This window comes from Pseudorhodoplanes sp. (assembly GCF_050250235.1).
GTDB lineage: Bacteria > Pseudomonadota > Alphaproteobacteria > Rhizobiales > Xanthobacteraceae > Pseudorhodoplanes.
In genome coordinates this window covers 12,160-34,589 of record NZ_JBFWPA010000021.1, presented here as the reverse complement: position 1 = coordinate 34,589, position 22,430 = coordinate 12,160, and the positions used below count along the sequence as shown (strand labels likewise).

The following is a 22,430-nucleotide window of genomic DNA, read 5'->3' as shown; positions in this document are numbered from 1 at the left end:
TTCATCCCTGGGCGGCCGCAGGCGCGATGCTCGTGGTATCGGCCTTCGGCCGCTCCGACGCGATCGGCTCGCCCTTGATCATATAATACACGGTCTCGGCGATATTCGTGGCGTGATCGCCCATGCGCTCGATGTTCTTGGCCGAGAACAGCAGGTGGATGCAGAATGTGATGTTGCGCGGGTCTTCCATCATATAGGTCAGCAATTCGCGGAACAGCGACACGCACATCGCGTCGATTTCCTCGTCGCGCTTCCATACGTCCATGGCTTCATCGACGTCGCGTGCGGCATAGGCATCGAGCACGCGCTTGAGCTGGGTCAGCACCAGACCGCCCATGTGGTCGACGCCGCGGATCAGCTTCAGCGACGGATATTCGCCGTTCAGGTCCAGCGCGCGCTTTCCGATGTTCTTGGCGAGATCGCCGATGCGCTCGATCTCGTTGGCAACGCGAAGTGCGCTCACCACCTCGCGCAGATCGATGGCCATGGGCTGCCGGCGCGCGATCGTGAGGATGGCGCGTTCTTCGATATCCCGCTGCAGCGCGTCGATCTGGTGGTCCGCCGCGATCAGCTTGTGCGCAAGGTCGATGTCGCGACGCGTCAATGCCTGGACCGCGTCCGCAATCTCCTTCTCGGCAAGGCCGCCCATTTCCGCAACCATGCGGTTGAGCTCCTCAAGGTCGGCGTCGAACGCTTTGGCAATATGTTCGGGCATTTTTCTGGTCCTTGCCTCTGCAGAACGGTTAGCCGAATCGGCCGGTGATGTAGTCCTGGGTGCGTCTGTCATTTGGCGACGTAAAGATCGTCTCGGTAGCGCCCTCCTCGACCAGGATGCCGAGATGGAAGAAGGCGGTGCGTTGCGACACGCGCGCGGCCTGCTGCATCGAATGCGTCACGATGATGATCGTGAAGTTCTGCCGCAATTCGTCGATCAGTTCCTCGATACGCGCCGTCGCGATCGGGTCGAGCGCCGAACACGGCTCGTCCATCAGAATGACTTCCGGGCCCACCGCAATCGCCCTAGCGATGCACAGTCGCTGCTGCTGTCCGCCCGACAGGCTCGTTCCGGAATCGGTGAGGCGATCCTTCACCTCCTCCCAAAGGCCGGCACGCTTGAGGCTCGATGTCACGATTTCGTCGAGTTCCGCCTTCGACCGCGCAATACCGTGAATGCGCGGGCCATAGGCGACGTTCTCATAGATCGACTTCGGGAACGGGTTCGGCTTCTGGAACACCATTCCGACGCGGGCCCGCAATTGCACCACGTCCAGCGACCGGTCGTAGATGTCGAGATCGTCGATTTCGATCTTGCCGGTGACCCGCGCGATCGGAATGGTATCGTTCATGCGGTTGATGCACCGCAGAAAGGTCGACTTGCCGCAGCCGGACGGCCCGATGAAGGCCATCACCGACCGCGCCGGAATGTCGACATTGACATCCTTCAGCGCGTGCTTCTCGCCATAATAGACGTTGACGTTACGCGCGGTAACTTTCGGCTTCGCCGGCGCGCCGGCGATTTCGATCGCGCCGGCAGAGGCGGCGGGTTGCACCATGGCATCCATCGACAACATCTCCTACTCCGAATTGTTACCAGCGCCGCTCGAAACGCTTGCGCAGGATGATCGCGGTCCCGTTCATCAGAAACAGGAATGCCAGCAGCACCATGATCGCGGCCGCGGTTCGCGCCTGAAACCCGATTTCCGGCAGATCGGACCAGAGATAAATCTGCACAGGCAATACGGTAGCGGCATCGACGATGCTGGTTGCCGGCTCGACGATGAAGGCCACCATGCCGATCATCAGCAGCGGCGCGGTCTCGCCGAGCGCGTGCGCCATGCCGATGATCGTGCCGGTCATGATGCCGGGCATCGCCAGCGGCAGGATGTGGTGGAAGATCGCCTGCTGCTGCGATGCGCCGACGCCCAGCGCCGCTTCCTTGATGGAAGGCGGAACCGCCTTGAGCGCGGCGCGCGACGCGATGATGATGGTCGGCAGCACCAGCAAGGCCAGCACCAGACCGCCCACCAGCGGCGCCGACCGCGGTAGCCCGAAGAAGTTCAGGAACATCGCCAGGCCGAGCAGGCCGAACACGATCGACGGAACAGCCGCAAGGTTGTTGATGTTGACCTCGATGATTTCGGTAATGCGGTTCTTGGGGGCGAATTCCTCGAGATAGATCGCTCCGGCGACCCCGATCGGGAGGCAAAGCACAAGGGTCACAGCCAGCGTCAGGAGGGAGCCCACCAGCGCGCCGCGAATGCCCGCAAGCTCCGGTTCGCGGCTGTCGCCCGCGGTGAAGAACCGCCAGTTGAAGCGGCTCTCGACGATGCCTTTCGCCTTCAGGCTTTCGAGCCAGGTGACGACGCGGTCGTTGACCCGACGGCTTGCCTCGGGCGTTTCGTACACGACGACCTGCCAGCTGTTCGGGCTTGCAGGGCTGGCCGACGACAGTGGCAGCACAGTCTCGCCTTTCACCGAACTCGCGCTCACCTCGGTGATCTTCACGACGCCGCCATTGATCGCGACCAGAAGACTGGGAAGACGCTCGTTCAGAACTTCCGGCGCGGCTGCATTCTTGTAGCGGCTTTCCAGTTCGGCAGCGCTTGCGAACAATTCCTTGGACCGGGTTCCGAGGCTTGTCGCCTCGTCGCCAGCGGCCGCTATCTGTCCTTCAAGCGCTGCGATACGACCCGCGTCGTTTGCGGCCTTCGCGCTCGCAAGCGTGTTTTCGAGTTCCGTCCTGCGGGCAGCGGCGCGGCTTGCCAGCCCTTGCAGGCGCTCCGCCTCGCGCTGGTCGGCCCGCGCGCGGGTGGTCAGCCCCTGCTTCACCAGCGCAAGCGTATTGGCGAAGTCGCCGGACGTCGACGTGATTTCGATCTCGCCAGTCGCCGCGCTGGGCGTGGCCATTCCGAGTCCGGGCGTTCTGACAATGCGGGTCCCGATTCCCTTGAAGTAGAGGTCGGCGTCCGACGACATCAGCACCGGAACGGCAACCGTCTGACCGATCAGCGAGGGATCAGCGACCACCCGTTCACGCAGATAATCCGCCGCACCAGACGACAAAAGCCCGTCGAGTTGGCGGCGCTGGATACGATCCTTCGCACCCGGAAACTCTGCGCGCAGCCAGTTGCGCACCAGGGCATCGAAGTCGCCGGCCCTGATGTCATCCGGATTGCGCGACCCCTTTGGATCAACCTCCACCGGATCGACCGCAATGTTCAGCACCATCACGTTTTGCGTGAAGGCGGGATAGCCCTTGAGCACGATGTCGGTCAGAACGACAACCAGAAACAGAGCGGTAACCCCGATCGCCGCGAGGCCGTAGAACCGGAAACGGCTTTCCGCGCGATAGCGAGCCTTGATCCGCGCCCGCGCGACGTCAGTGCCAAGATCGATCGAGCGGACGCCCGGAAGGGTGGTGTCAGTCATATTGTTCCCGATACCGTTTCACGATCTGCATCGCGATGACGTTGAGCGTCAGCGTGAAGAAGAACAGGACAAAGCCGAGCGCGAAGGCGGCCAACGTCTTGGCACTCTCGAATTCCTGGTCGCCGACCAGAATGGTCTTGATCTGCACCGTGAAGGTGGTGACCGCTTCGAGCGGGTTGAAGGTGAGATTGGCGGCAAGCCCCGCGGCCATCACCACGATCATGGTCTCGCCTACCGCTCGGCTGATCGCGAGCATGAACGCCGAGACGATGCCCGGCAGGGCCGCCGGCAGCACGACCTTCTTGATGGTTTCCGATTTTGTCGCGCCCATACCGTAGGAGCCGTCGCGCAGCGACTGCGGCACCGCGTTGATCACGTCGTCCGACAGCGACGACACGAACGGGATGATCATCATTCCCATCACCATGCCCGCAGCGAGCGCGCTTTCGGACGCGACATTGAGGCCTACCGCTTCACCCGTTGCTCGCACCCAGGGAGCGAGGCTGAGCGCGGCGAAGAAGCCCAGCACCACGGTTGGGATGCCGGCCAGGATTTCCAGGAGAGGCTTGGCCCAGGCGCGGAAACGCGGCGTCGCATATTCCGCCATGTAGATGGCGGCGAACAGACCGATCGGTCCGGCAATCAGCATGGCGATAAAAGTGATCAGCAGCGTGCCGGTGACCAGCGGGATGATGCCAAAGGCGCCGGAGGAACCGACCTGATCGGCACGGATCGCGGTTTGCGGGCTCCACTGCGTCCCGAAGATGAAATCGAGCGGTGAGACCTTCTGGAAGAACCGTACGGTCTCAAACAGGACCGAGAAGACGATGCCGACCGTGGTCAGCACAGCGACGCAGGCGGCTGCGAGAAGCACGTATTTGACAACGGTCTCGACATGATTGCGGGCGCGGAACTGGACCGACAGCATGCGCAGTCCGTAGGCAAGCCCAAGAAGGCCAAAAATCCAGCCGGCGCCGATAATGATGGTATTGGTCCACGACCGGAGCGAGGCGTAGACGTCAGCGGCGTTCTTCAGCGCCACACTGGGCTCACCGGAATAGCGGCCGGTTGCGACGGCGACGATGTCGCGCAGGGCTGCGCCGCGCTTCAGATCGTCATCGAGCAATGCGGGATCGAGCGCCGATATCGCCTGGGTATTCACGATGCGATCCGAGATCGGAACCGCCACCGCGAAGATCAGCAGCATCGGGAGGAGGATGCTGATGACGACGAAGGAGCCATGATAGGCCGGGCGCGAATGCAGCGCTTCGGACTGACCGGCTGCGTTGGCGCGCGAACGACCGAACAGATAGCCGACGATGACCAGCAGTACGAGGCCCAGAAAATACCACGACGTCATCGCCTCAACCCCTCAGCAAAAACACGGAATTGCGGACTTCTCGCGGCCGCTTGACGGTAGAGCGGGCAGCCACTGGGACTGCCCGCTGTGGATTGTTGTGGCTTATGAGCCAAGCGCGTCAGCAGCGACCGGCTTCATGTCGGTGATGGACTTGCGCACCACGTCGGCTTCCGCCTTCGGCAGGGTCACGAGACCCTTCTTGGCGAGGTAGCCGTCCTCGCCCAGCGCCTTCGGCGACACATATTCCGCAGCGAACTTGTCGATGCCGGGCACGACGCCGACATGCGCCTTCTTGATATAAACATACATACGGCGGGCGCCGGGATACTTGCCGCCGGTGATGGCGTCGAATTCCGGCGCTACGCCGTTCAGCGGCACGCCGCGCAGCTTGGCCGAATTTTCCTCGAGGAACGAGAATCCAAATACGCCGAACGCATTCTTGTTCTGCTCGAGCTTGGCGACGATCACGTTGTCGTTTTCGCCGGCTTCGACATAGGCGCCGTCTTCACGCAGGGTCTTCCACACGCGATCGAAGGCTTTCGCATCCGACTTCTTCAGGGCAGCAAGAGCCGGGATCTGCTCGGCGCCCTTCTCCAGCAGCAGTTCGTGGAACGAATCGCGGGTGCCGGAGGTCGGGGGCGGGCCGAGCACTTCGATCTTGGTGTTCGGCAGCGACTTGTCGATGTCCGACCACATCTTGTTCGGGTTCGGGATCAGCTTGCCATCCGGGCCCGGGACTTCCTTGGCAACCGCCATCAGCAGTTGCGGCAGCGACAGCTTGATCGGCGCGCCCTGCTTCGACTGGGCAACGGTGAGACCGTCGAAGCCGATATTGATCTCGACGACGTCCTTGACGCCGTTCTTCTGGCACATTTCGAGCTCGCTCTTCTTCATGCGGCGCGAGGCATTGGTGGCGTCCGGATGCTCGACGCCGACCCCGGCGCAGAACAGCTTCATGCCGCCGCCGGTGCCGGTCGATTCGACCACCGGGGTCTTGACGCCGCCGGTCTTGCCAAGTTGCTCGGCAACGGCGGTGGTGAACGGATAGACGGTCGACGAGCCGACGATGCGGATCTGGTCGCGGGCTTCGGCGGCGCCGGCAAACAGCGCGCCGGCCGTCACAAGCGCGAATGCGCCAGCGAGGGTTTGGTGTTTCAAGGTCTCTCTCCTTCGTTGCATGCCGGACGGTCGCGGGGGCAAATCCTGGGGGAGCCCGTCCGGTCACCCCGCTCACTAGGGGTGACATGCGGTAGCTTCTATGACGTCTGGATGACAGCCAGATGACAGCCCAAGCCGCTGATCCGTCAGCCGCTTTTCCGCTGACCCGGACCGGCGCCTGTGGACACCGGCAGGCGGACGGTAAAAGTCGCGCCCTCGCCCGGACGGCTCTCGATCGACAGCCGGCCGCGATGGCGGTTCATGATATGCTTGACCAGCGCCAGGCCGAGACCGGTGCCGCCCTGCTCGCGGCTTTCGGTGACATCGACCCGGTAGAAGCGCTCGGTGAGCCGCGGCAGATGCTCCGCCGAAATCCCGGGCCCGTAATCGCGTACCGCCGCCACCGCCTCCTCGCCGCCGCTGACCGCAAAGGCGCGCGACAGCGTGATCTCGACCCGCTTGCCCGACGCGCCGTATTTCAGCGCGTTTTCCACCAGATTTTCGAATACGCGGGTGAGCTCGTCGCGGTTCCCCGACACGATCAGCGGCTCCTTCGGTGCATCGATGGTGACGGTGACGCCGCGGTCGCGCGCCAGCATCTGCAGCGCGTCGATCACCTGGCGCACGATCGGCAGCAATTCGACCGGTGTTTCGGGCCGCACATGCGCGGCAAGTTCGATGCGCGACAGCGACAGCAGATCGTCGATCAGCCGCGCCATGCGCTTGGCCTGCGCCTCCATGATGTCGAGGAAGCGCTCGCGGGCGGCGGTGTCGTTTCGCGCCGGCCCCTTCAGCGTTTCGATGAAGCCGGACAATGCCGCGAGCGGCGTGCGCAGTTCGTGGCTCGCATTGGCCACGAAATCGACCCGCATCTCCTCGACGCGCCGGATCGGGGTGAGATCGTGGAACGTGAGAAGCAGGCGCGGCCGGGTCCCGTTCCCACCATCGGCCCGCAGCGGGGTGACGAAGGCCTCGAACCAGCGCTCGGATGGCACCCGTTCTGCAAACTCCGCCCGCTCGGGCTTGCGCCCAAGCGCGGCACGGCGGATGGCGTCGATGACTTCGGGGATGCGCAGCGCAAGCGATGCCGGCTCCCCGCGCCGCAGGGCGGGCGCGATCGTGCTTGCGGATGCATTCATGGTGACGATCCGGCCGTCGGCATCCAGCAGAACCGTGGGATCCGGCAGCGCCGCGATCACGTCGGAGATGAGCGTTTCGGCGCGCTGATCGGGGGCCGGCGCATCCTGCCTGATCTCCACATGCGCACGCGCGCGCCGGCTGAAATACCAGGCCGCGGCGATCACCACGGCGGCAGCGGAAAGGCCGGCCGCCGCGCTCAGGCCGCCGCGCGAGACCGCAACCGCGATCGTCGCGACCGCGATCGCGGCCATGAACCACGCATCATAACCGCCGGCACGTGCGGGCTTTGCGGCCACCCGTTGCTGTTCACCGGTTCGATCCATCGGCCTTTGAGGCTTTCTGGGAGCGGGTATCGCTGCCGGTGGCCACGCGCTCGCTCGCGGGGGGCACGAAGACATCGGACGCGATCGATCCGAGCGGCGGAACGCGGTTTGAGAACATGCCCTTGATGATCTCGCGCGCGCCCAGTATCGCAAGCGCGAACGCGAACGGAAGGACATAATAAAGCAGCCTGAACAGAAGCAGGCTGGCCAGCAATTCTTCCTTGTCGAACTGCCAGAGCGCGACCAGCATCGCGGCGTCGAATACGCCGAGCCCGCCCGGCGAATGGCTGGCAAAGCCAAGCAGCGTCGCGGAAACGAAGATCACCGCAAGCATGATGAAATTGATGTGCGGCTGTTCAGGAAGCAGCAGATACATTGCCGCCGCGCAGCAGCCGAGATCGACGATACCGATCACGATCTGCAGAAAAGTGAGCGGTCCGCCCGGCAAGGTGACCTGCCAGCCATGGCGGCCGATGACCCGCGGACGGGCCCAGACCCATGCCACATAGGCAATCAGTACGATGATCGTGATGCCCGCGAGCCCGCGGTTGAACCATTCCGGCAGGTGATTGATCGCGCTCGCCGCTTCGGGCGCATAGAAAATTCCGAGACCCAGCACGGTGGCGTTGCCGAGCCAGAAGGTCAGGCCCGCAATGAAGCATATCTTGGCGACCTCGATCGCGCTTACGCCATGGGCCGAATAGATGCGGTAACGCACGGCCCCGCCGGTGAACGCGCTGGCGCCGACATTGTGTCCGACCGAATAGCTGGTGAATCCCGCGAGCGCCGCGGTGGGATACGACACATCATTGCGGCCAATGGTCCGCAGCGCGAACAAGTCGTAGAAAGTCAGGGTGAAGTAGCCGAAAGCGACGAACAAGGCAGCCAGAATGATGTCGCGGCCCGAGGTCGCGCGAATGGCGGCATATACTTCGTCGATTTCGATCCCGCGCAGCATGCGGTAGAGAACCACTGCGGCCACGGCGATAATGATGACGCTGATCGCGAATCCGATCCGGTGCCATCCGACCTTTTCACTGACGAAACGCGCAATCGCGCGCAGCATTTCGAGCATTCGAACCCCGCTGGTCCGGCGCATCTGGATTTCTTGCCGAACCGGGCGAGGTACTAGCAGAAGTTCGGGGAGCCAAGCAAAGGCGGCAAAAAGCGGCCACTCGCGGGGCTTGACCGCCCGCAAATGGCCGCTAATCCCGACCCGGTGCTAGCGCGGCGGGATCTGGATCAGTTCGTTCAGTTGTTCCTTGGTCAGTTCGTTGGCGGTGAATTTGAGTGCCACCGCATCCTTGACGACCGTATCGAGCCCGATGATGCGGTCCGGATTGATCGCCTCCTTGGGGAAGAAGTCGTCGCGGGTGCGGCGCGCCTTGGCCTCGGGGATTTTCAGCCAGTCGGCGTAGACCTTCAGCCCGGCATCCGTATACATGAAGTCGATCGTCTCACGATATGCCTTCATATACCGGGTGATGGCGTCCTTCTTCGCCTGCAATACCGGCGCCGTCGTCATCAGCAGACGAACCGTCTGGCCCTTGAAGGCCGAAGCGTCGTTGCCGCTGGCCACGATGCGTATCTGCTTCTGATCGAGCTGGTCGAGTCCGAACGGGGGTGCCGCCCAGCCGACGTCGATCTGTCCTGACATGACCTGCGTCAGCGTGCCGGGAGGGCCGCCGGTGCCGGTCGGCTTTGCGGTCAGACCATATTGCTTCATGAAGGCAGTGACGATGCCGTGGGTCGAGGACCCGTTGGTCGAATAGGCCAGGGTCTTTCCGGCAGTATCCTTCAGGGACTTGATGGGCGAATCCGATTTCACGTACCAGTAAAGGTCCGATGCTCCGGTCGTCTCGGCCCCGATCACCCGCACCGGCGCGCCCTTTGAATAAGCGCTCAGGACGCCCATAATTCCGACAGCAACGCCAATGTCGACGCTCCCGGAAATGACGGCCTGCTGTGTTTCGCCGGCACCCTGGGTGTAGACGAGGTCGAGCTCGAGCCCGTGCTTCTTGAAAATGCCCGCGCGCTGGCCGACCTCGGAAACGGAGGTGTCCCAGTTGCCGCGCTGTCCGACCGCAAGCTTCAGCTTGTCCTGCGCAAGCGACGGCTGCGAGCCGAGCAGAATGCCGGCGGCAACAAGCCCAAGCAGCGGACCAAACGTCCGTCGTTTCATTCACTTCCTCCCTGCGTGATGCGTCTTCTTGTCGAGACGTCGTATGTGATCATTCAATCCGTTGTTACCGTGTCAGGCAACCTTCTCCTGATCCTGGTCGGACGGTACCGTGAAGCTGCGCCAGTTTGTCGACTTCGGCACGATACCCTCGAACGAGCGAATCCTGTTTTGCGGGATGTGGGGAGAGGTCCGGCCGATGGCGATCCCGGTGTCGCGCATCTGGCGCGCTGCATCGACCATCAGGTTGCGGAATTCCACCACCGCGAGATCGCTCGCACCGAGCCGCTCCCTGGTGCGGTCCGCAATCGGCCCCATGGTCTCCCACATCGCGATATCCTGATTGGGAATGCCCTTGATGCCGGTGAAGTCACCGAGCCGCATGGCGTTGCGATCCTGCTGGTAATGGTTGGCGCGGGTCCGCAGGTTGTTGAAGCTGCGATCGAGGTCGATGCCGGGCTGCGCGACATTGAACTTGCGCCACACTTCCTGATCGATCCCGCTCTTGTTCGCCCAGGCGGCGTCCTGGTCGCTCCAGGCGATGAAATGAAACACGGTGTTCTCGTCATCCGCCGGCACCAGCAATGTCGCCACATTGTATTCGTTGTTCGGCGGAATCAGCGCGGTGAATGGGGCCACATACACCGTCACCCGCACATAGTCGTTCACATTGGCGTTGGCGATCGGACGGCGGATGGCCGCATAGTGGAAGCCGAAGCTCGTGCGTTCGACCTGCAGTCGGGGCGCCTTGTCGGTCGAAGGCCGCAGCCAGTGTGTCTCGACGGCTTTCGCCGCATCCACCTTGGCAGGTTTCATATCGGATGAATGCAGGGTTGATGAATGCGCCGAATCGATCTGGCCTTCGAGAATTTGCGCCCAGTTGCAGCCGACATGGATCTTCACGATGGAAACCTGGGCATTCTGCGTTGGCGCAAAGGCCGGCGGCTCGAACTCGGGCATCGTTTCGGCCGGTCCCATATAGGTCCACACGAAGCCGCCCCACTCGCGCGCCGGATAGGCCTTGACCTTCACCTTCTCCGCGAAGCCGCTCTCGGGCGGCTCGGACGCCATCTCGACCACATTGCCGTCCACGTCCATCTTCCAGCCGTGGTAGAGGCAACGCAGTCCGCATTCCTCGTTGCGGCCGAATGCCAGCGATACCCGTCGATGCGGACAATATTCGTCGATGATTCCAAGCCGCCCGTCGCTGTCGCGGAACACCACGAGATCCTCGCCGAGCAATCTGACCTTCAGCGGCGCGCCGTCCGGCTCGGCCACCTCCTCGATCAGGCAGGCCGGCATCCAGTGGCGTCGCATGATCTGACCCATCGGCGCATCGCCTTCGACGCGACACAGCAGGTCGTTTTCCTCTGCGGTCATCATCGGCTTGCCTCCCAGGCGTCGCTTTAAGGACCATGGACCGGGTTGGCCCCGGAGAAAATATTAGCCCTCTAAGTTTTTATCCTATAGTCATTCCAGCCTATTGTCGAGTGGAGCGGATTTGACATTCGCCACCTGCCCGACCCAGGCTCAACAGGCGAATGTCAAATCCAAAGCTCCACTCGAATCCAATACTTGCTAGTGGTCCTTGAGGCGGCGCGACGCCGCGATTGTGCGCCGCACCAGAATTTGCGACCAAAGCTGCAGCCCCTTCAACAAGTCATCCGGCCATGAGTTCGATCCCGCAAGCTGACATCCCGGTCCGCGTTACCCGTGCCGAAAAAATCGCCGACGGCATCCATCTTTACGAGATGCGCCGTCCGGACGGCGGCGACCTGCCGGCCTTTACCGCCGGCTCCCACATCAACCTGCGAGTCCCGAACGGCCTGATGCGGAAATATTCGCTGTGCAGCGACCCGGCGGCGCGCGATCACTACTGCATCGCCGTCAAGCGCGAGGACAATGGTCGCGGCGGCTCGATCTATCTCATCGACAACACCAGGGAAGGCGACGAGTGGATGATCTCGGCGCCGGACAATGCCTTTGCGTTGCCGCAGCGCGGCGACAATTTCATCTTCATCGCCGGCGGCATCGGCATCACGCCATTCATCGCAATGATCCACGCGTTGAAGAACGACCCGACCAAGAAATTCAGGCTCTATTACTGCTCGCGCACGCCAGAGATGACCGCGTTTCGGGAGGAACTGAGCGCGCCGGAGCACATGGGCAGGGTCGTCATTCATTATGACGGCGGCGATCCGTCGAAAGCGCTCGATCTCTGGCCGATCGTGGAGGAACGCAAGAACCGCGAACATATCTATTGCTGCGGTCCGCGAGGGTTGATGGAAGCGGTCCGCGACGCCACCGGCCACTGGACGCCGACATCGATTCATTTCGAGGCTTTCAGCGAAGCCGATGCAAGACGGCCAGACGATACGCCATTCAAGGTCAGGCTTGCGTCAAGCGGCGCGACCATCGATGTGCCGGCCGGCACGACCATTCTCGAAGCCATGCGCGCCGCCGGCTACGACGTACCGAGCTCCTGCGAGAGCGGCACCTGCGGCACCTGCCGCACCAGGCTGATTGCCGGCGAAGCCGACCACCGCGATCTCGTGCTGACGGAGGCCGAACGCAGCAGCCAGATCATGATCTGCGTATCGCGCGCGAAAACACCGGAACTCGTGATCGATCGGTAGCGCGCATGGCCGGACGCCCCATCCGTCTCGGAATTGCAGGGCTCGGCCGTGCCTTCACGCTGATGCTGCCGACCTTTGCGGCCGACCCGCGGATCGCGCTGGTCGCGGCGACCGACCTGCGGCCGGAAGCGCGCCAGCGGTTCGCAGCCGACTTCGACGCCGCGACCTATGACTCGGTCGAGGCCATGTGCGACGATCCGGCGGTCGAGGCAGTCTATGTCGCGACGCCGCATCAGATGCACGCCGCTCACGTGGTCAGCGCAACCGCACGCGGCAAACATGTGCTGGTAGAAAAGCCGATCGCGATCCGGATCGATGAATGCCGGACGATGATCGACGCCGCGCGGAGCGCCGGCGTTCAGCTTGTCGTCGGACACAGTCACAGCTTCGATGCACCGGTCCTGCATGCGCGAAAGCTGATCGACAGCGGCGTCCTTGGCGCCGTACGCATGATCCATGCCTTCAACTACACCGACTACATGGTGCGCCCGCGCCGGCCGGAGGAACTCGACACCGCGCAGGGCGGCGGCGTCATTTTCAGCCAGGGCGCGCACCAGATCGACATCGTGCGCCTGCTGGGCGGCGGCCGCGTGCGAAGCGTGCGGGCGATGACTGCGAACTGGGATGCGCGGCGGCCGACCGAGGGCGCCTATTCCGCCCTGCTGACATTTGCCGACGAGGTGGTCGCGTCCTGCACCTATAGCGGCTACGCGCATTTCGATTCCGACGAATTCCTGGGATTCATCGGCGAGATGGGATTGCCGAAGGACCCGGCGCGTTACGGGGCCATGCGCAGGGCTCTGCGGGCGGCGCGCAATTCCGATGAGGAGGCCGCGCTGAAGGCGGCGCGCAATTATGGCGGCAGCGGCTATGCGCCATCGCCGGCCGCTCCGGCCGATCGTCGGCACCAGCATTTCGGATCGGTCATCGTGTCGTGCGAGCACGCCGATCTGCGCCCGGTGCCCGATGGCGTGATGATCTACGACGACGAGGCGGCTCGTCTCGATAAGGTCGCGGTGCCGCCGATTCCGCGCGCCGAAGTGATCGACGAATTCTATGCGGCGGTGGTGGAGGGCAGGCCTCCGCTGCATGACGGCGAATGGTCCTGCGCGACGCTGGAGGTCTGCCTGGCGATCCGCGACTCGTCGCAGGCGCAGGCCGAGATCATGCTGCGCCATCAGGTCGGACTGCGCGGAGCGCTCCGATGAACGAACGCAAGCGCGGCGGCACCGAGAACATCCTGAAGCATTGGCGCGAGGCTGTGCCCGACGATCGTCTTGCGCACCTCGTCAAGGACGCTACGCGGGCACTTCTACGAGCATTGCAGATGCGCCTGACCGCGCATGGCGTGTCGCTCGGCCATTGGACCTTCCTGCGCATCCTGTGGGAAAAGGATGGCCTCACGCAGCGCGAATTAAGCGAAGAAGCCGGCCTGATGGAGCCCACGACCTTCTCGGCGCTCAACGCCATGGAGCGGCTTGGCTATATCGCGCGGCGGCAGATGCCGGGCAATCGCAGGAAGGTCTATGTCTTTCTCACGCCGAAAGGGCGGCTTTTGCGGGACAAGCTCGTGCCGCTCGCGGAGGACGTCAACCGCGTCGCCGTCGCCGGCGTGCCCGGGGAGCACATCGTGGCCGCCCGGCAGACCTTGCTCGCCATCATCGAGAATCTTGCACGTGACGAAGCGGTGTCGGCCGATCCGGGGCGGCGGATTCCCTCGACGCGAGAACTGGCCTCGCGGGTCGCAGCCGGTTCAAAACGCAAGCGTGGAGGAGCCTGACCCGGCGGGGGGCACAGAAACACAATGGCCCTCACGAAGCCCTCCGATCCCGCGTGACCCGAGCGCCGGCTGCTGTTGAACCCATGCAACCGCGCGCCGAGCGCCAGAACGCATCAAGAAACTCCTCTCAACCGGCTCGGCACGAGCTTGTCACCCATGTCTTGGGTACGGCCTGTGACCCATGTGTCCGGTCCGGACAATGAAATCGCTGGCGGTGCGCCTTTTTCATCGACGGCGGCATTGATCTTTGTGCTCAGTCCGCCACGAGAGCGGCCGATGTCGTTGTTGACCAGCTTTGCGTCCGAACGCTCGCTCCCGCGACTGCGCGCTATTCATTGCAGCCTGATCGTCAGTCCGCTCAGACTGAGCGACGCCTCGAAGCCGACTTGCTGGCCGCGCACTCGCAGGATGACGCCTCTGGCATTCTGCAGGACGGCCGACCGCGCGCCGCCCGCCACGGCGAGACCCGCCGAAACGGCCGTATAGGTGCCGGCGATGTCGGAGACGCTCCGCAGGTTTTCCGCCGTGCCGACAAGTTGCGCACCGGATACACCGATGGTTCCGGCGCTGATACCACCGAGAGCCAGCCGATAGGTCCTGCCCCTGAAATTCAGTGTGCCCGATCCTCCGCCAATTCCGACAATGAACCCGGCCCGGGTAACATTGAGGTTGACCGTTCCCGTTTGGCTCTGGGCCTTGGCTGCCGACGCCCAGCCAGCGGCAATCACTGAAAGAACTGCCAAGGTTGCAGAGAAAACCACCGTTCGACGATTCATGATATCACCCCTCCCAGATATTTTTCGACGTTGCTATCGCCACATCAGTGTCATGCTGACATCGCCCGGCATGCCGTCCGGCCAATCGGCAATTTGAAACTTGATGTGATAGCCGCGCGGTTCGAGATGCTTTTTCCAAAATTCGTAAAGCTCTTTCGGCAGACCGGTTAGCGTCTCTTCCCAACCCGCCTCCATTTGATTGATGGCGCGGCCTTTGTCTGTGAACAACTTGTTGGAAAATCGCGCGATCTCTACTTCGGTCAGGCCGTTGGCGACCGCACGGTTGATGATGGCGGCCGCTCGCTTCATTCGCTCTTCATCGCTGACGCCAGACGGCTTGCTGAGCCTGTCGAGCAGCTCTTTCTTCTCTGCTTCGGCTGCCTGCCGCTTCTTCATGTATTCGGCGGCTTTCTGCGCTTCCATTTCCGCCGCCTTACGAAGGTTATCCCTGGCGTTGGGAAGGATGTCGTCGATACCAGCCATTGTCGTCTCCAACACTTTCAAGATTTGCTTTAGTCGATGATATGATACCCGCCATCGACGTAAAGCGTCTGGCCGGTAATCAGCCTCGCTGCATCGTGCGCAAGAAATGCCGTGGCGACGCCGACATCATCGATACTGACCAAGCTGCGCGCTGGTGCTTTTTCCTTGGCTTTTTCCAGCAGTTCGTCAAACTCAGGGATGCCGGACGCTGCCCGCGTTGCGAGCGGGCCGGGCGAAATGGCGTGCACGCGGATGCCCTTCGGGCCGAGTTCGGCGGCGAGGTAGCGCACGGACGCCTCAAGCGCCGCCTTCGCTACGCCCATGATGTTATAGTTTTTCACCACGCGCTCGCTGCCATAATAGGTCATCGCGAACATGCTGCCGCCGTTTTTCATCAAGGGCTCTGCAAGATGGGCCATCCGCAAGAACGACCAGCACGACACATCCATGGTGGCGAGAAAGCCTTCTTTCGAGACGTCGATCACGCGGCCATGCAGAGCACCCTTGGGGGAAAAAGCAATCGAATGGATCAAATAATCCATTCCGCCCCATTGCGCCTCGATTTGCTTGAATACCGCCTCTGTCTGTCCTTCGACCATTACGTCGAGCGGCATGAAGATCGGCGCTTCCAATTCCTTTGCGAGCGGCTCGACAAAGCGCTTGGCCTTCTCGTTCAGGTAGGTGATGGCGACCTCGGCGCCGAGCGCACGAAATGCGCGCGCGCAACCCCACGCGATGGACTGATCGTTTGCTATGCCAACGATCAGACCCTTCTTTCCTTCCAGAAGTGGTGCCTTAGCCTTGGGAATACTCACGCCGTCCTCCTGTGCACGGCATCGTCGCTACCGGCCGCCGACAGGACCGCAAGCGTATGCTTCGCGATCATCAGTTCCTCATTGGTCGGAATGACGTAGACGCCGAGACGGCTGCTGGGATGCGAGATGCGAAGCGCATTTTCCCCATTCGCTTCGGGATCGATATTGGCGCCGAGCCAGCCGAGCTTTTCACCGATCCGCGCGCGCATCTGCGCCGACCGCTCGCCGATCCCGGCGGTGAACACGAAGCTGTCGAGCCCATTGAGCGATGCGGCGAGGTAACCGGTATAAAGCCCGATCCGGTAGACAAAATGATCGAGCGCCAACGCCGGACCGGGCTCGCTGCTTTGAAGCAGGTCGCGGACATCGTTGCTGATACCGGACAACCCTTTCAGCCCACATTCCTTATAGAGAAAGTCCTGCACGGCAGCCGGGCTCATCCCTTTCTCGCTGAGGAGATAGAGCACGACCCCGGGGTCGATCTGGCCTGGCCGGGTTCCCATCGGCAGCCCGTCGAGAGCGGTGAAACCCATCGTGCTCTCAACGCTGCGACCATTTTGTATCGCGCACATCGATGCGCCGCTGCCGAGATGCGCGACGATAATCCGGCCCCCGGCTCGGTCCGGCATCAGTTCGCGCATGCGCTCGGCGACGTATTCATAGGACAGGCCGTGAAAGCCGTAGCGGCGCACCCCTTCGGCATAGAGCTTGTCCGGAATTGCATAGCGATCCGCGACATCGCTGTGGCCACGATGGAACGCGGTATCGAAGCAGGCAACCTGAGGCATGTCGGGAAAGCGTTCCAGCAGGATGCGGATCGGCGCCAGATTGTTCGGCTGATGTAGCGGCGCAAGCGGGACATAGCGTTCGAGATCGGCGAGGACGGCCTCGTCCACGCAGATCGGCCGGTCGAAATTCGGTCCGCCATGCACCACCCGGTGGCCAATAGAGGTGAATGTCACATGCTGTACGTCCCGTAGCCAGGCACCAGCAACGCGCATGGCGGATGCGACGTCGGGAATCTCGTTAGGGTCATAACTCCGGTCGATCAGCTTCTCGTCACCAGTACCGCTGGCCTTCAGTCTTGGCCGCACGCCGATGCCGTCGATCTGCCCGCTGATCACTTGCTGTAGCGTCGCACGTTCTTCGACTGAATAGACACGGAACTTGACACTCGACGAACCGGCGTTGACGACGAGGATCTTTTCCATTTTTCGCGCTCACGCGGCCGGAAGTGCGGTGCTGCGCCGTCGCGCATCCGCGGACAACGATGCGATGGCGCAGGAAGCCAGCCGGGTACGGACCGAATCCGCACGCGAGGTCAGGATGATGGGAACGCGCGCTCCGAGCACCAAACCGGCGGCGTCGGCATGCGACAGGAAGATCAGATTTTTCGCCAGCATGTTGCCAGCCTCGAGATTGGGCACCACCAGTATTTGAGCGCGCCCGGCAACCTCCGACTTGATGCCCTTGATACGCGCCGCGTCCGGATCGATGGCGTTATCGAAAGCCAGCGGCCCGTCGAGGATTCCGCCGGTGATCTGGCCACGGTCCGCCATCTTGCACAGGGCCGCGGCGTCTATGGTCGACGGGATTTTTGTCGTCACGGTCTCGACCGCGGACAGGATCGCAACCCGGGGCGCCCCCTCCCCGATCTGCTGAAAAAGGTCGATAGCGTTCTGCACGATATCGCGCTTCACATCGAGATCGGGGGCAATATTGATCGCCGCATCGGTGACAATCAGGGTGTCGGCATGCGACGGCACGTCCATGATGAACACGTGACTGATGCGGCGCGCGGTCCGCAACCCGGTGGCGGACGACGTGATGGCCCGCATCAGTTCGTCAGTATGAAGGCTTCCCTTCATCAGGAGTTCGCCTTTGCCGGCGCGGATCATCTCTACGCCCCTGGCGGCGGCAACTTCGCTGTGCTCGACGTCGACGATCTCGTATTTGCCGATGTCGATGTTGTGCTGCTTGGCAACCGCTGCGATTTTCGCGGCGGGGCCGACGAAGACCGGTGTGATGATGCCGGCTTCCGCCGCCTCGACGGGTCCGCGCAAAGAGGTCTCGTCGCACGGATGGACCACGATGGTCGAGGATGCCGGCGCTTGCCTGGCGCGCGCGATCAGTTGCTCGTATTTGGCGTGCGGCTTCGCCATCGGGACCGCCACTTCAGAAGCAGCCATAACGTGTCTCACACCTACGATTCATGAGTTCGCTTGGGTCCGCATTTCGACTGGTGCGAGCCGAGGCTTTCCGCCGTCGAACAGGCCGGCTACGCGCTCCATGCGTTTGGCCGCCTCCCCGGCAAGATCTCCGCTGGCGGTCGCCACCTCTTGAACTGCGGCGAGCGCGGCCTTGCGCTCGTCCGCTCCCGGCGGCAACAGCGATGGGATGGCGGCAAGAGCGGCCTCCTCATCGATCAGCAGCATGGAGAATTGCTCGCGGACCAACTGCTTGAACTGCGCCAACGTCAGCTTCTGAGTTTCGGTGGTGGCGAGCCGGATCCTGCGGATGGTCTCGAAGCCGCGCTCATCCGCTGCTCCTCGCGCCATGCCGATATACAGTGCAGCACGAACCATGCATTCGCGCAGGCCACCCGTGCCGATCTTTGCTCGGAGCTCCGCAATGCGCTTCCCAACGAGCTGCTGATGAAGCGGACTTTTCGCGGCCTTGCGTAAAGAACGCTGGCTTGTCTGCGGATCGACGCCGCACGCTGCCTGCAAGGCGGGTGTACCGTAAATCGTGAGGAATGTGCGCTCGGCGGCCTGCTCGACTGTCTCGCGCCACGTATCGAGTGCAGTTACGATCTGCTGCGACACCTTCTCCTGCATCGCAAGGAAGGGGTTGTCGGCGGACGCCTCTTTGCGCTCGGACCGGACCCGTTCGGCGGCGGCCTTGACCGGCGCCATGAACGGATTGGCATCAGAGAACAGTTCATATTGCAGGCGCAGCGGATGAAATTGCTGCATCCAGTTGGCGAGCACCGGGTTGGCGACCGCCTTTACGAACGGCTGCATATAAGTCCGGTACAGCGCCAGATTGGTCTCGGAGACGCGCGCGGCGGTTGCAAAGCGGCGTTCATCCTCTCCGTCATTACCGCCAAGCGCGCGGATGTCGTCGAGGGTACGCGCCTCGCAGCGCATCAACCAATCACCACTGACAAGGTCGGCATTCTTGGCATCTGCCGACCGCTTCGTGAAGGTTGCCTCGTAGAGGCCCGGTGGCAGCGTATCGATCAGATCGATATTGTCGGAGAATTCGCTGTATTGCTTGCGTGCAATTCCCGCCGAGACAAAGATGCCCAGATGGCCGGCATCCTCATGCACGGTATAGACGATGGTTTGGCCGTAGGAGCGGATCTGATCGACACTATCGTAAAGATCGAGGATCCAGCCCAGCGCTTGTGACGGCGGCGTGACATTGTCGCCCTTGGAGCAGAACACCACGATCGGTGAGCGGATGCTGCGCAGATCCACCGCCGTGCCATCCGGCGTCTTGATCCGGCCAGCCGCGAGGTTGTTACCGATAAAGAGCTCGTCGACGATGAACTGGATTTCTTCGGCGTTCAGATTGACGTGGCCGCCCCACCAGCGCTCGAAGCCGAGATAGCGCTCGGCCTCGGTATCGATCTTGGAATAGAGATTGTATTGCTTGGTCCACAGTGTGTTTGCAGGATTCTGGTTCTCGAAATTCTGGACCAGATATGCGCCGTCGAATTTGCCGCCGCCGAGGTCGCTCGTCAGTGCGGTCAGCCAGCTCCCGCCGAGCAATCCGCCGGAATAGCGCATCGGATATTGGCCGCGCACACCATCCCAGTATGACAATGGCGAGCCCGCTATAATGATGGGGCCGAACAATTCCGGACGCAGTGCGGCAAGCATCATGACCGCCCACCCCGCCTGGCAGTTGCCTATCACACAGGGTTTGCCATCCGCCTGAGGGTGGCGCTTGATAACCTCGGCCAGAAATTCTGCCTCGGCGCGGGCGACGTCGGCAATGGTCTGGCCCGGCATGGGCTCGGGCAAGAAGCCCACGAAATAGCAAGGATGGCCGGCGCGCATCGCCATGCCGATCTCGCTGTCGGCCTTGAAGCCGCCGATACCCGGCCCGTGCCCGGCTCGCGGATCGACGATCACGAAGGGACGCGCCGTCAGACCGATCTGCACATCGTCGGACGGCACGATACGGGCAAGCACGTAGTTGACAGGGCGGTCAAGCTTGCGGCCGTCCATCACCAATTCGCATTTGAACTCGAGGACATGCGGAGCGTCTTCTGCGGCATGTTCGCGAAAGACGTTCCCCCGCTGCCGCATCACATCGAGAAACAACAGCGATCGTTGTGCGGCGTCGATGGCGTATTCACTCGCTGAGGTAAACCACGCAATTGCCGGCAGGCTTACCGGTTCGGACGAAGGCTGACTGGTCGTCATGGTGTGCATCCTCCCACGCTACAAAGTGATGCGTGGCCGCGCCGGATCCGAACGACCGCCGGAAACGGGTGCCGGAACTCAACGCAGAGCCGACCATGACCGTCCGTTCGGTGGTACTGTACTTAGGTTTAGGCACACGGCCTTCGCAGGGCCGGGTCAGGCACGGCGACGCTACTCACCTTTTGCGACACTTTCGTGCTCAGCCTCCCCGATCAGGTCGTGGACCGTCATGGCGCGATCGATACCTCCGACCTTTTCGCCGACACCGTCCGCCCTCAGAAAATCTCGCACGTAGCTACGCGCGCCGACGATGCGGAGCGCGATACCGCGCGCGGCAAGCTCAGCGTGCAGTTCGTGTACCATATGCGAACCTGCCAGATCGATAAACGGCGAGGCCGACAGGTCGCAGATCAGCAGACGGATACTGGACATCCGATGGCTGTCCAGTCGAGTCCGGATAGCATCCAGCACGGCAGCGGCGTTGACATAGATCAGCGAGCCTTCCGGCCGGACGACTATTGTGCTTTTTGATGGCTCATTATCCGGATGACGTTCCAGATCGGAATAGATCTGCGTACCCGGAATGCGGCCGAGAAAGGCGACATGCGGACGCGATACGCGCATCAGCAACAGGGCGATGCAGGCGAAGGCCGCAAGCAGGATACCGTTCAGAATTCCCAGGAGCAGCACTGACACGAGCGCGATGGTCGCGGCATAGAAATCGAGCCGGCTGACGCGCCACATGTACGCAAGGGCGCGGAAATCGAACAGCCCCATGATCGCCGTCAGCACCACAGCGGACAGCACGGCCTTGGGCAGGTTTTCGAGCAGCTCTGTGAGGAAAAGTAGACAGAGCGCCAGCGTGACCGATGCGAAGACTAAAGCCAGCGGCGTCTTCGCTCCGGCTTTGTCGTTGACGGCCGACTGCGACAATCCGCCCGCGACCGGATAGCCCTGCCCCAAGGCAGCCGCGAAATTTGCGGCTCCGATACCGAGGAATTCCTGCCGCATATCGAGCTGGTAGCCGTGCCTTGCAGCAAAGGTCCGCCCGGCCGAGACGCCTTCGACATAGGCGAGCAACAGACATCCCGCAGCGAGCGGCACGATGCCTTCCACATCGCGCAGCCGAAGCTCCGGCCACGCCAGACCTGGAAGCCCTGCGGGGATTTCGCCCGTTACCGGTACCCCCATAGAGGGCAGGCCAAGCAGGGTCGCAGACGCGATCGCAAGCGCCACGACTGCAAGCGCCACCGGGCGTCCCGACAGCCACTTCTCTCCGAGCAGCAGAAGCACGAAGGCGGTAACGCCGATGGCCATGACGATCAGTTGGGCCTGGCCGAGTTGCCCGGCCAGCACCATCAGCCGCTCGAGGAAATTATGCCCGCCTCCCGCAACCCCGAACAGGCCGGGAAGCTGGGTCATCGCTATCGTAAGGCCTGCGCCGAGCTTGAAGCCGACCAGAATGGAATCGCTGATCAGAAGCGCGATGACGCTGAGACGCAGCAGCCACGACAGGAAGGCAAGCACAGCAACCGTGAAGGCCGCGAGACTAGCAATCTGCGCGTAGCGCTGCATGTCACCGTCGGCCATCGCACCGACGCTCGCAGCTATCATCAGCGATATCGCGGAGGTCGGTCCGACCGCGAGTTGGCGCGAGGAACCGAGCAGTGCATATCCTATGCCGCCGAGCAGGTAACCGTAAACGCCGACCTGAGGCGGTAGGCCGGCGAGCGCGGCATAAGCCAACGAGACCGGGATCGCGTAGGCCGCAAGCGTGATTCCTGCGACAACATCGTGAGGCAGCCACGTCGCACGGTACTGCCGAAGCCACGTCCAAGCTCCGCCGATCCGGCTTGCCCCGGACCGATTCGCGTGAGCAACTTCATCCGACGTGTCGCTCATACGATGCTCGCAT

At 62.6% G+C, this 22,430-nt stretch carries 18 protein-coding genes and 3 pseudogenes; 3 read left to right on the top strand and 18 right to left on the bottom strand.

The window, feature by feature from the left end:
• Position 1: 1 nt before the first annotated feature.
• The 10 genes and pseudogenes from phoU to AB7F49_RS11995 form a co-directional block, all read right to left on the bottom strand.
• Positions 2-715 carry a phosphate signaling complex protein PhoU gene (phoU, locus tag AB7F49_RS12040; protein ID WP_428522566.1) on the bottom strand — a complete coding sequence of 238 codons (714 nt, stop codon included), beginning with the start codon at positions 713-715 and terminating at the stop codon, positions 2-4.
• A gap of 28 nt (positions 716-743) precedes the next feature.
• Positions 744-1,553, bottom strand: coding sequence for a phosphate ABC transporter ATP-binding protein PstB (gene pstB / locus AB7F49_RS12035; RefSeq protein ID WP_428522643.1), 810 nt, complete (start codon positions 1,551-1,553; stop codon positions 744-746).
• Between the two features lie 34 nt (positions 1,554-1,587).
• Positions 1,588-2,466, bottom strand: a pseudogene (gene pstA, locus AB7F49_RS12030) (phosphate ABC transporter permease PstA); the annotation flags it as partial.
• 477 nt (positions 2,467-2,943) lie between these two features.
• Positions 2,944-3,429: pseudogene (locus AB7F49_RS12025) on the bottom strand (DUF3333 domain-containing protein); the annotation flags it as partial.
• Complete coding sequence (gene pstC, locus AB7F49_RS12020) at positions 3,422-4,789, bottom strand: phosphate ABC transporter permease subunit PstC (protein ID WP_428522564.1); 1,368 nt, start codon at positions 4,787-4,789, stop codon at positions 3,422-3,424. The gene pstC and the pseudogene AB7F49_RS12025, both read right to left, overlap by 8 nt.
• Positions 4,790-4,891: 102 nt before the next feature.
• Positions 4,892-5,947 (bottom strand): PstS family phosphate ABC transporter substrate-binding protein, encoded by a 1,056-nt coding sequence (locus AB7F49_RS12015; protein WP_428522562.1) that lies wholly within the window; start codon positions 5,945-5,947, stop codon positions 4,892-4,894.
• Positions 5,948-6,093: 146 nt separating this feature from the next.
• Positions 6,094-7,410: an ATP-binding protein gene (locus AB7F49_RS12010; RefSeq protein ID WP_428522560.1), complete on the bottom strand. Its 1,317-nt coding sequence runs from the start codon at positions 7,408-7,410 to the stop codon at positions 6,094-6,096.
• Positions 7,394-8,485: a lysylphosphatidylglycerol synthase domain-containing protein gene (locus tag AB7F49_RS12005; RefSeq protein ID WP_428522641.1), complete on the bottom strand. Its 1,092-nt coding sequence runs from the start codon at positions 8,483-8,485 to the stop codon at positions 7,394-7,396. Before AB7F49_RS12005 ends, AB7F49_RS12010 begins: the two co-directional genes overlap by 17 nt.
• Before the next feature lie 147 nt (positions 8,486-8,632).
• Positions 8,633-9,592: an ABC transporter substrate-binding protein gene (locus AB7F49_RS12000; RefSeq protein WP_428522558.1), complete on the bottom strand. Its 960-nt coding sequence runs from the start codon at positions 9,590-9,592 to the stop codon at positions 8,633-8,635.
• Positions 9,593-9,664: 72 nt separating this feature from the next.
• Positions 9,665-10,972: a Rieske 2Fe-2S domain-containing protein gene (locus AB7F49_RS11995; protein WP_428522556.1), complete on the bottom strand. Its 1,308-nt coding sequence runs from the start codon at positions 10,970-10,972 to the stop codon at positions 9,665-9,667.
• 287 nt (positions 10,973-11,259) lie between these two features.
• On the opposite strand from AB7F49_RS11995, the gene AB7F49_RS11990 reads away from it, so the two are divergent.
• The 3 genes from AB7F49_RS11990 to AB7F49_RS11980 are packed head-to-tail and all read left to right on the top strand — an operon-like array spanning position 11,260 to position 14,005.
• Positions 11,260-12,225 carry a PDR/VanB family oxidoreductase gene (locus tag AB7F49_RS11990; RefSeq protein WP_428522554.1) on the top strand — a complete coding sequence of 322 codons (966 nt, stop codon included), beginning with the start codon at positions 11,260-11,262 and terminating at the stop codon, positions 12,223-12,225.
• A gap of 5 nt (positions 12,226-12,230) precedes the next feature.
• Positions 12,231-13,433, top strand: a complete 1,203-nt coding sequence (locus AB7F49_RS11985; protein WP_428522552.1) for a Gfo/Idh/MocA family protein — start codon at positions 12,231-12,233, stop codon at positions 13,431-13,433.
• Positions 13,430-14,005, top strand: coding sequence for a MarR family winged helix-turn-helix transcriptional regulator (locus tag AB7F49_RS11980; RefSeq protein WP_428522551.1), 576 nt, complete (start codon positions 13,430-13,432; stop codon positions 14,003-14,005). Before AB7F49_RS11985 ends, AB7F49_RS11980 begins: the two co-directional genes overlap by 4 nt.
• A gap of 194 nt (positions 14,006-14,199) precedes the next feature.
• Here the strand turns inward: AB7F49_RS11980 and AB7F49_RS11975 are convergent.
• The 8 genes and pseudogenes from AB7F49_RS11975 to AB7F49_RS11940 form a co-directional block, all read right to left on the bottom strand.
• Positions 14,200-14,283 (bottom strand): annotated as a pseudogene (locus AB7F49_RS11975) (IS5/IS1182 family transposase); the annotation flags it as partial.
• 54 nt (positions 14,284-14,337) lie between these two features.
• Positions 14,338-14,781, bottom strand: a complete 444-nt coding sequence (locus AB7F49_RS11970) for a hypothetical protein (protein ID WP_428522549.1) — start codon at positions 14,779-14,781, stop codon at positions 14,338-14,340.
• Positions 14,782-14,814: 33 nt separating this feature from the next.
• Entirely contained in the window at positions 14,815-15,264 is a 450-nt protein-coding gene (locus AB7F49_RS11965) for a hypothetical protein (protein WP_428522547.1), read from the bottom strand.
• Between the two features lie 29 nt (positions 15,265-15,293).
• A complete protein-coding gene (gene fabI / locus AB7F49_RS11960) occupies positions 15,294-16,079 on the bottom strand; it encodes an enoyl-ACP reductase FabI (RefSeq protein WP_428522545.1) in 786 nt (261 codons plus the stop codon).
• Positions 16,076-17,290: an acetate/propionate family kinase gene (locus AB7F49_RS11955; RefSeq protein ID WP_428522543.1), complete on the bottom strand. Its 1,215-nt coding sequence runs from the start codon at positions 17,288-17,290 to the stop codon at positions 16,076-16,078. The genes fabI and AB7F49_RS11955 overlap by 4 nt, the downstream gene beginning before the upstream one ends.
• A 9-nt stretch (positions 17,291-17,299) precedes the next feature.
• On the bottom strand, positions 17,300-18,268 hold the full coding sequence (locus AB7F49_RS11950) for a phosphate acetyltransferase (protein ID WP_428522541.1): 969 nt from the start codon (positions 18,266-18,268) through the stop codon (positions 17,300-17,302).
• Positions 18,269-18,289: 21 nt separating this feature from the next.
• Positions 18,290-20,515, bottom strand: a complete 2,226-nt coding sequence (locus AB7F49_RS11945) for a DUF3141 domain-containing protein (protein ID WP_428522539.1) — start codon at positions 20,513-20,515, stop codon at positions 18,290-18,292.
• Positions 20,516-20,686: 171 nt separating this feature from the next.
• Positions 20,687-22,417 (bottom strand): SulP family inorganic anion transporter, encoded by a 1,731-nt coding sequence (locus AB7F49_RS11940; protein ID WP_428522537.1) that lies wholly within the window; start codon positions 22,415-22,417, stop codon positions 20,687-20,689.
• Between the last annotated feature and the right edge of the window lie 13 nt (positions 22,418-22,430).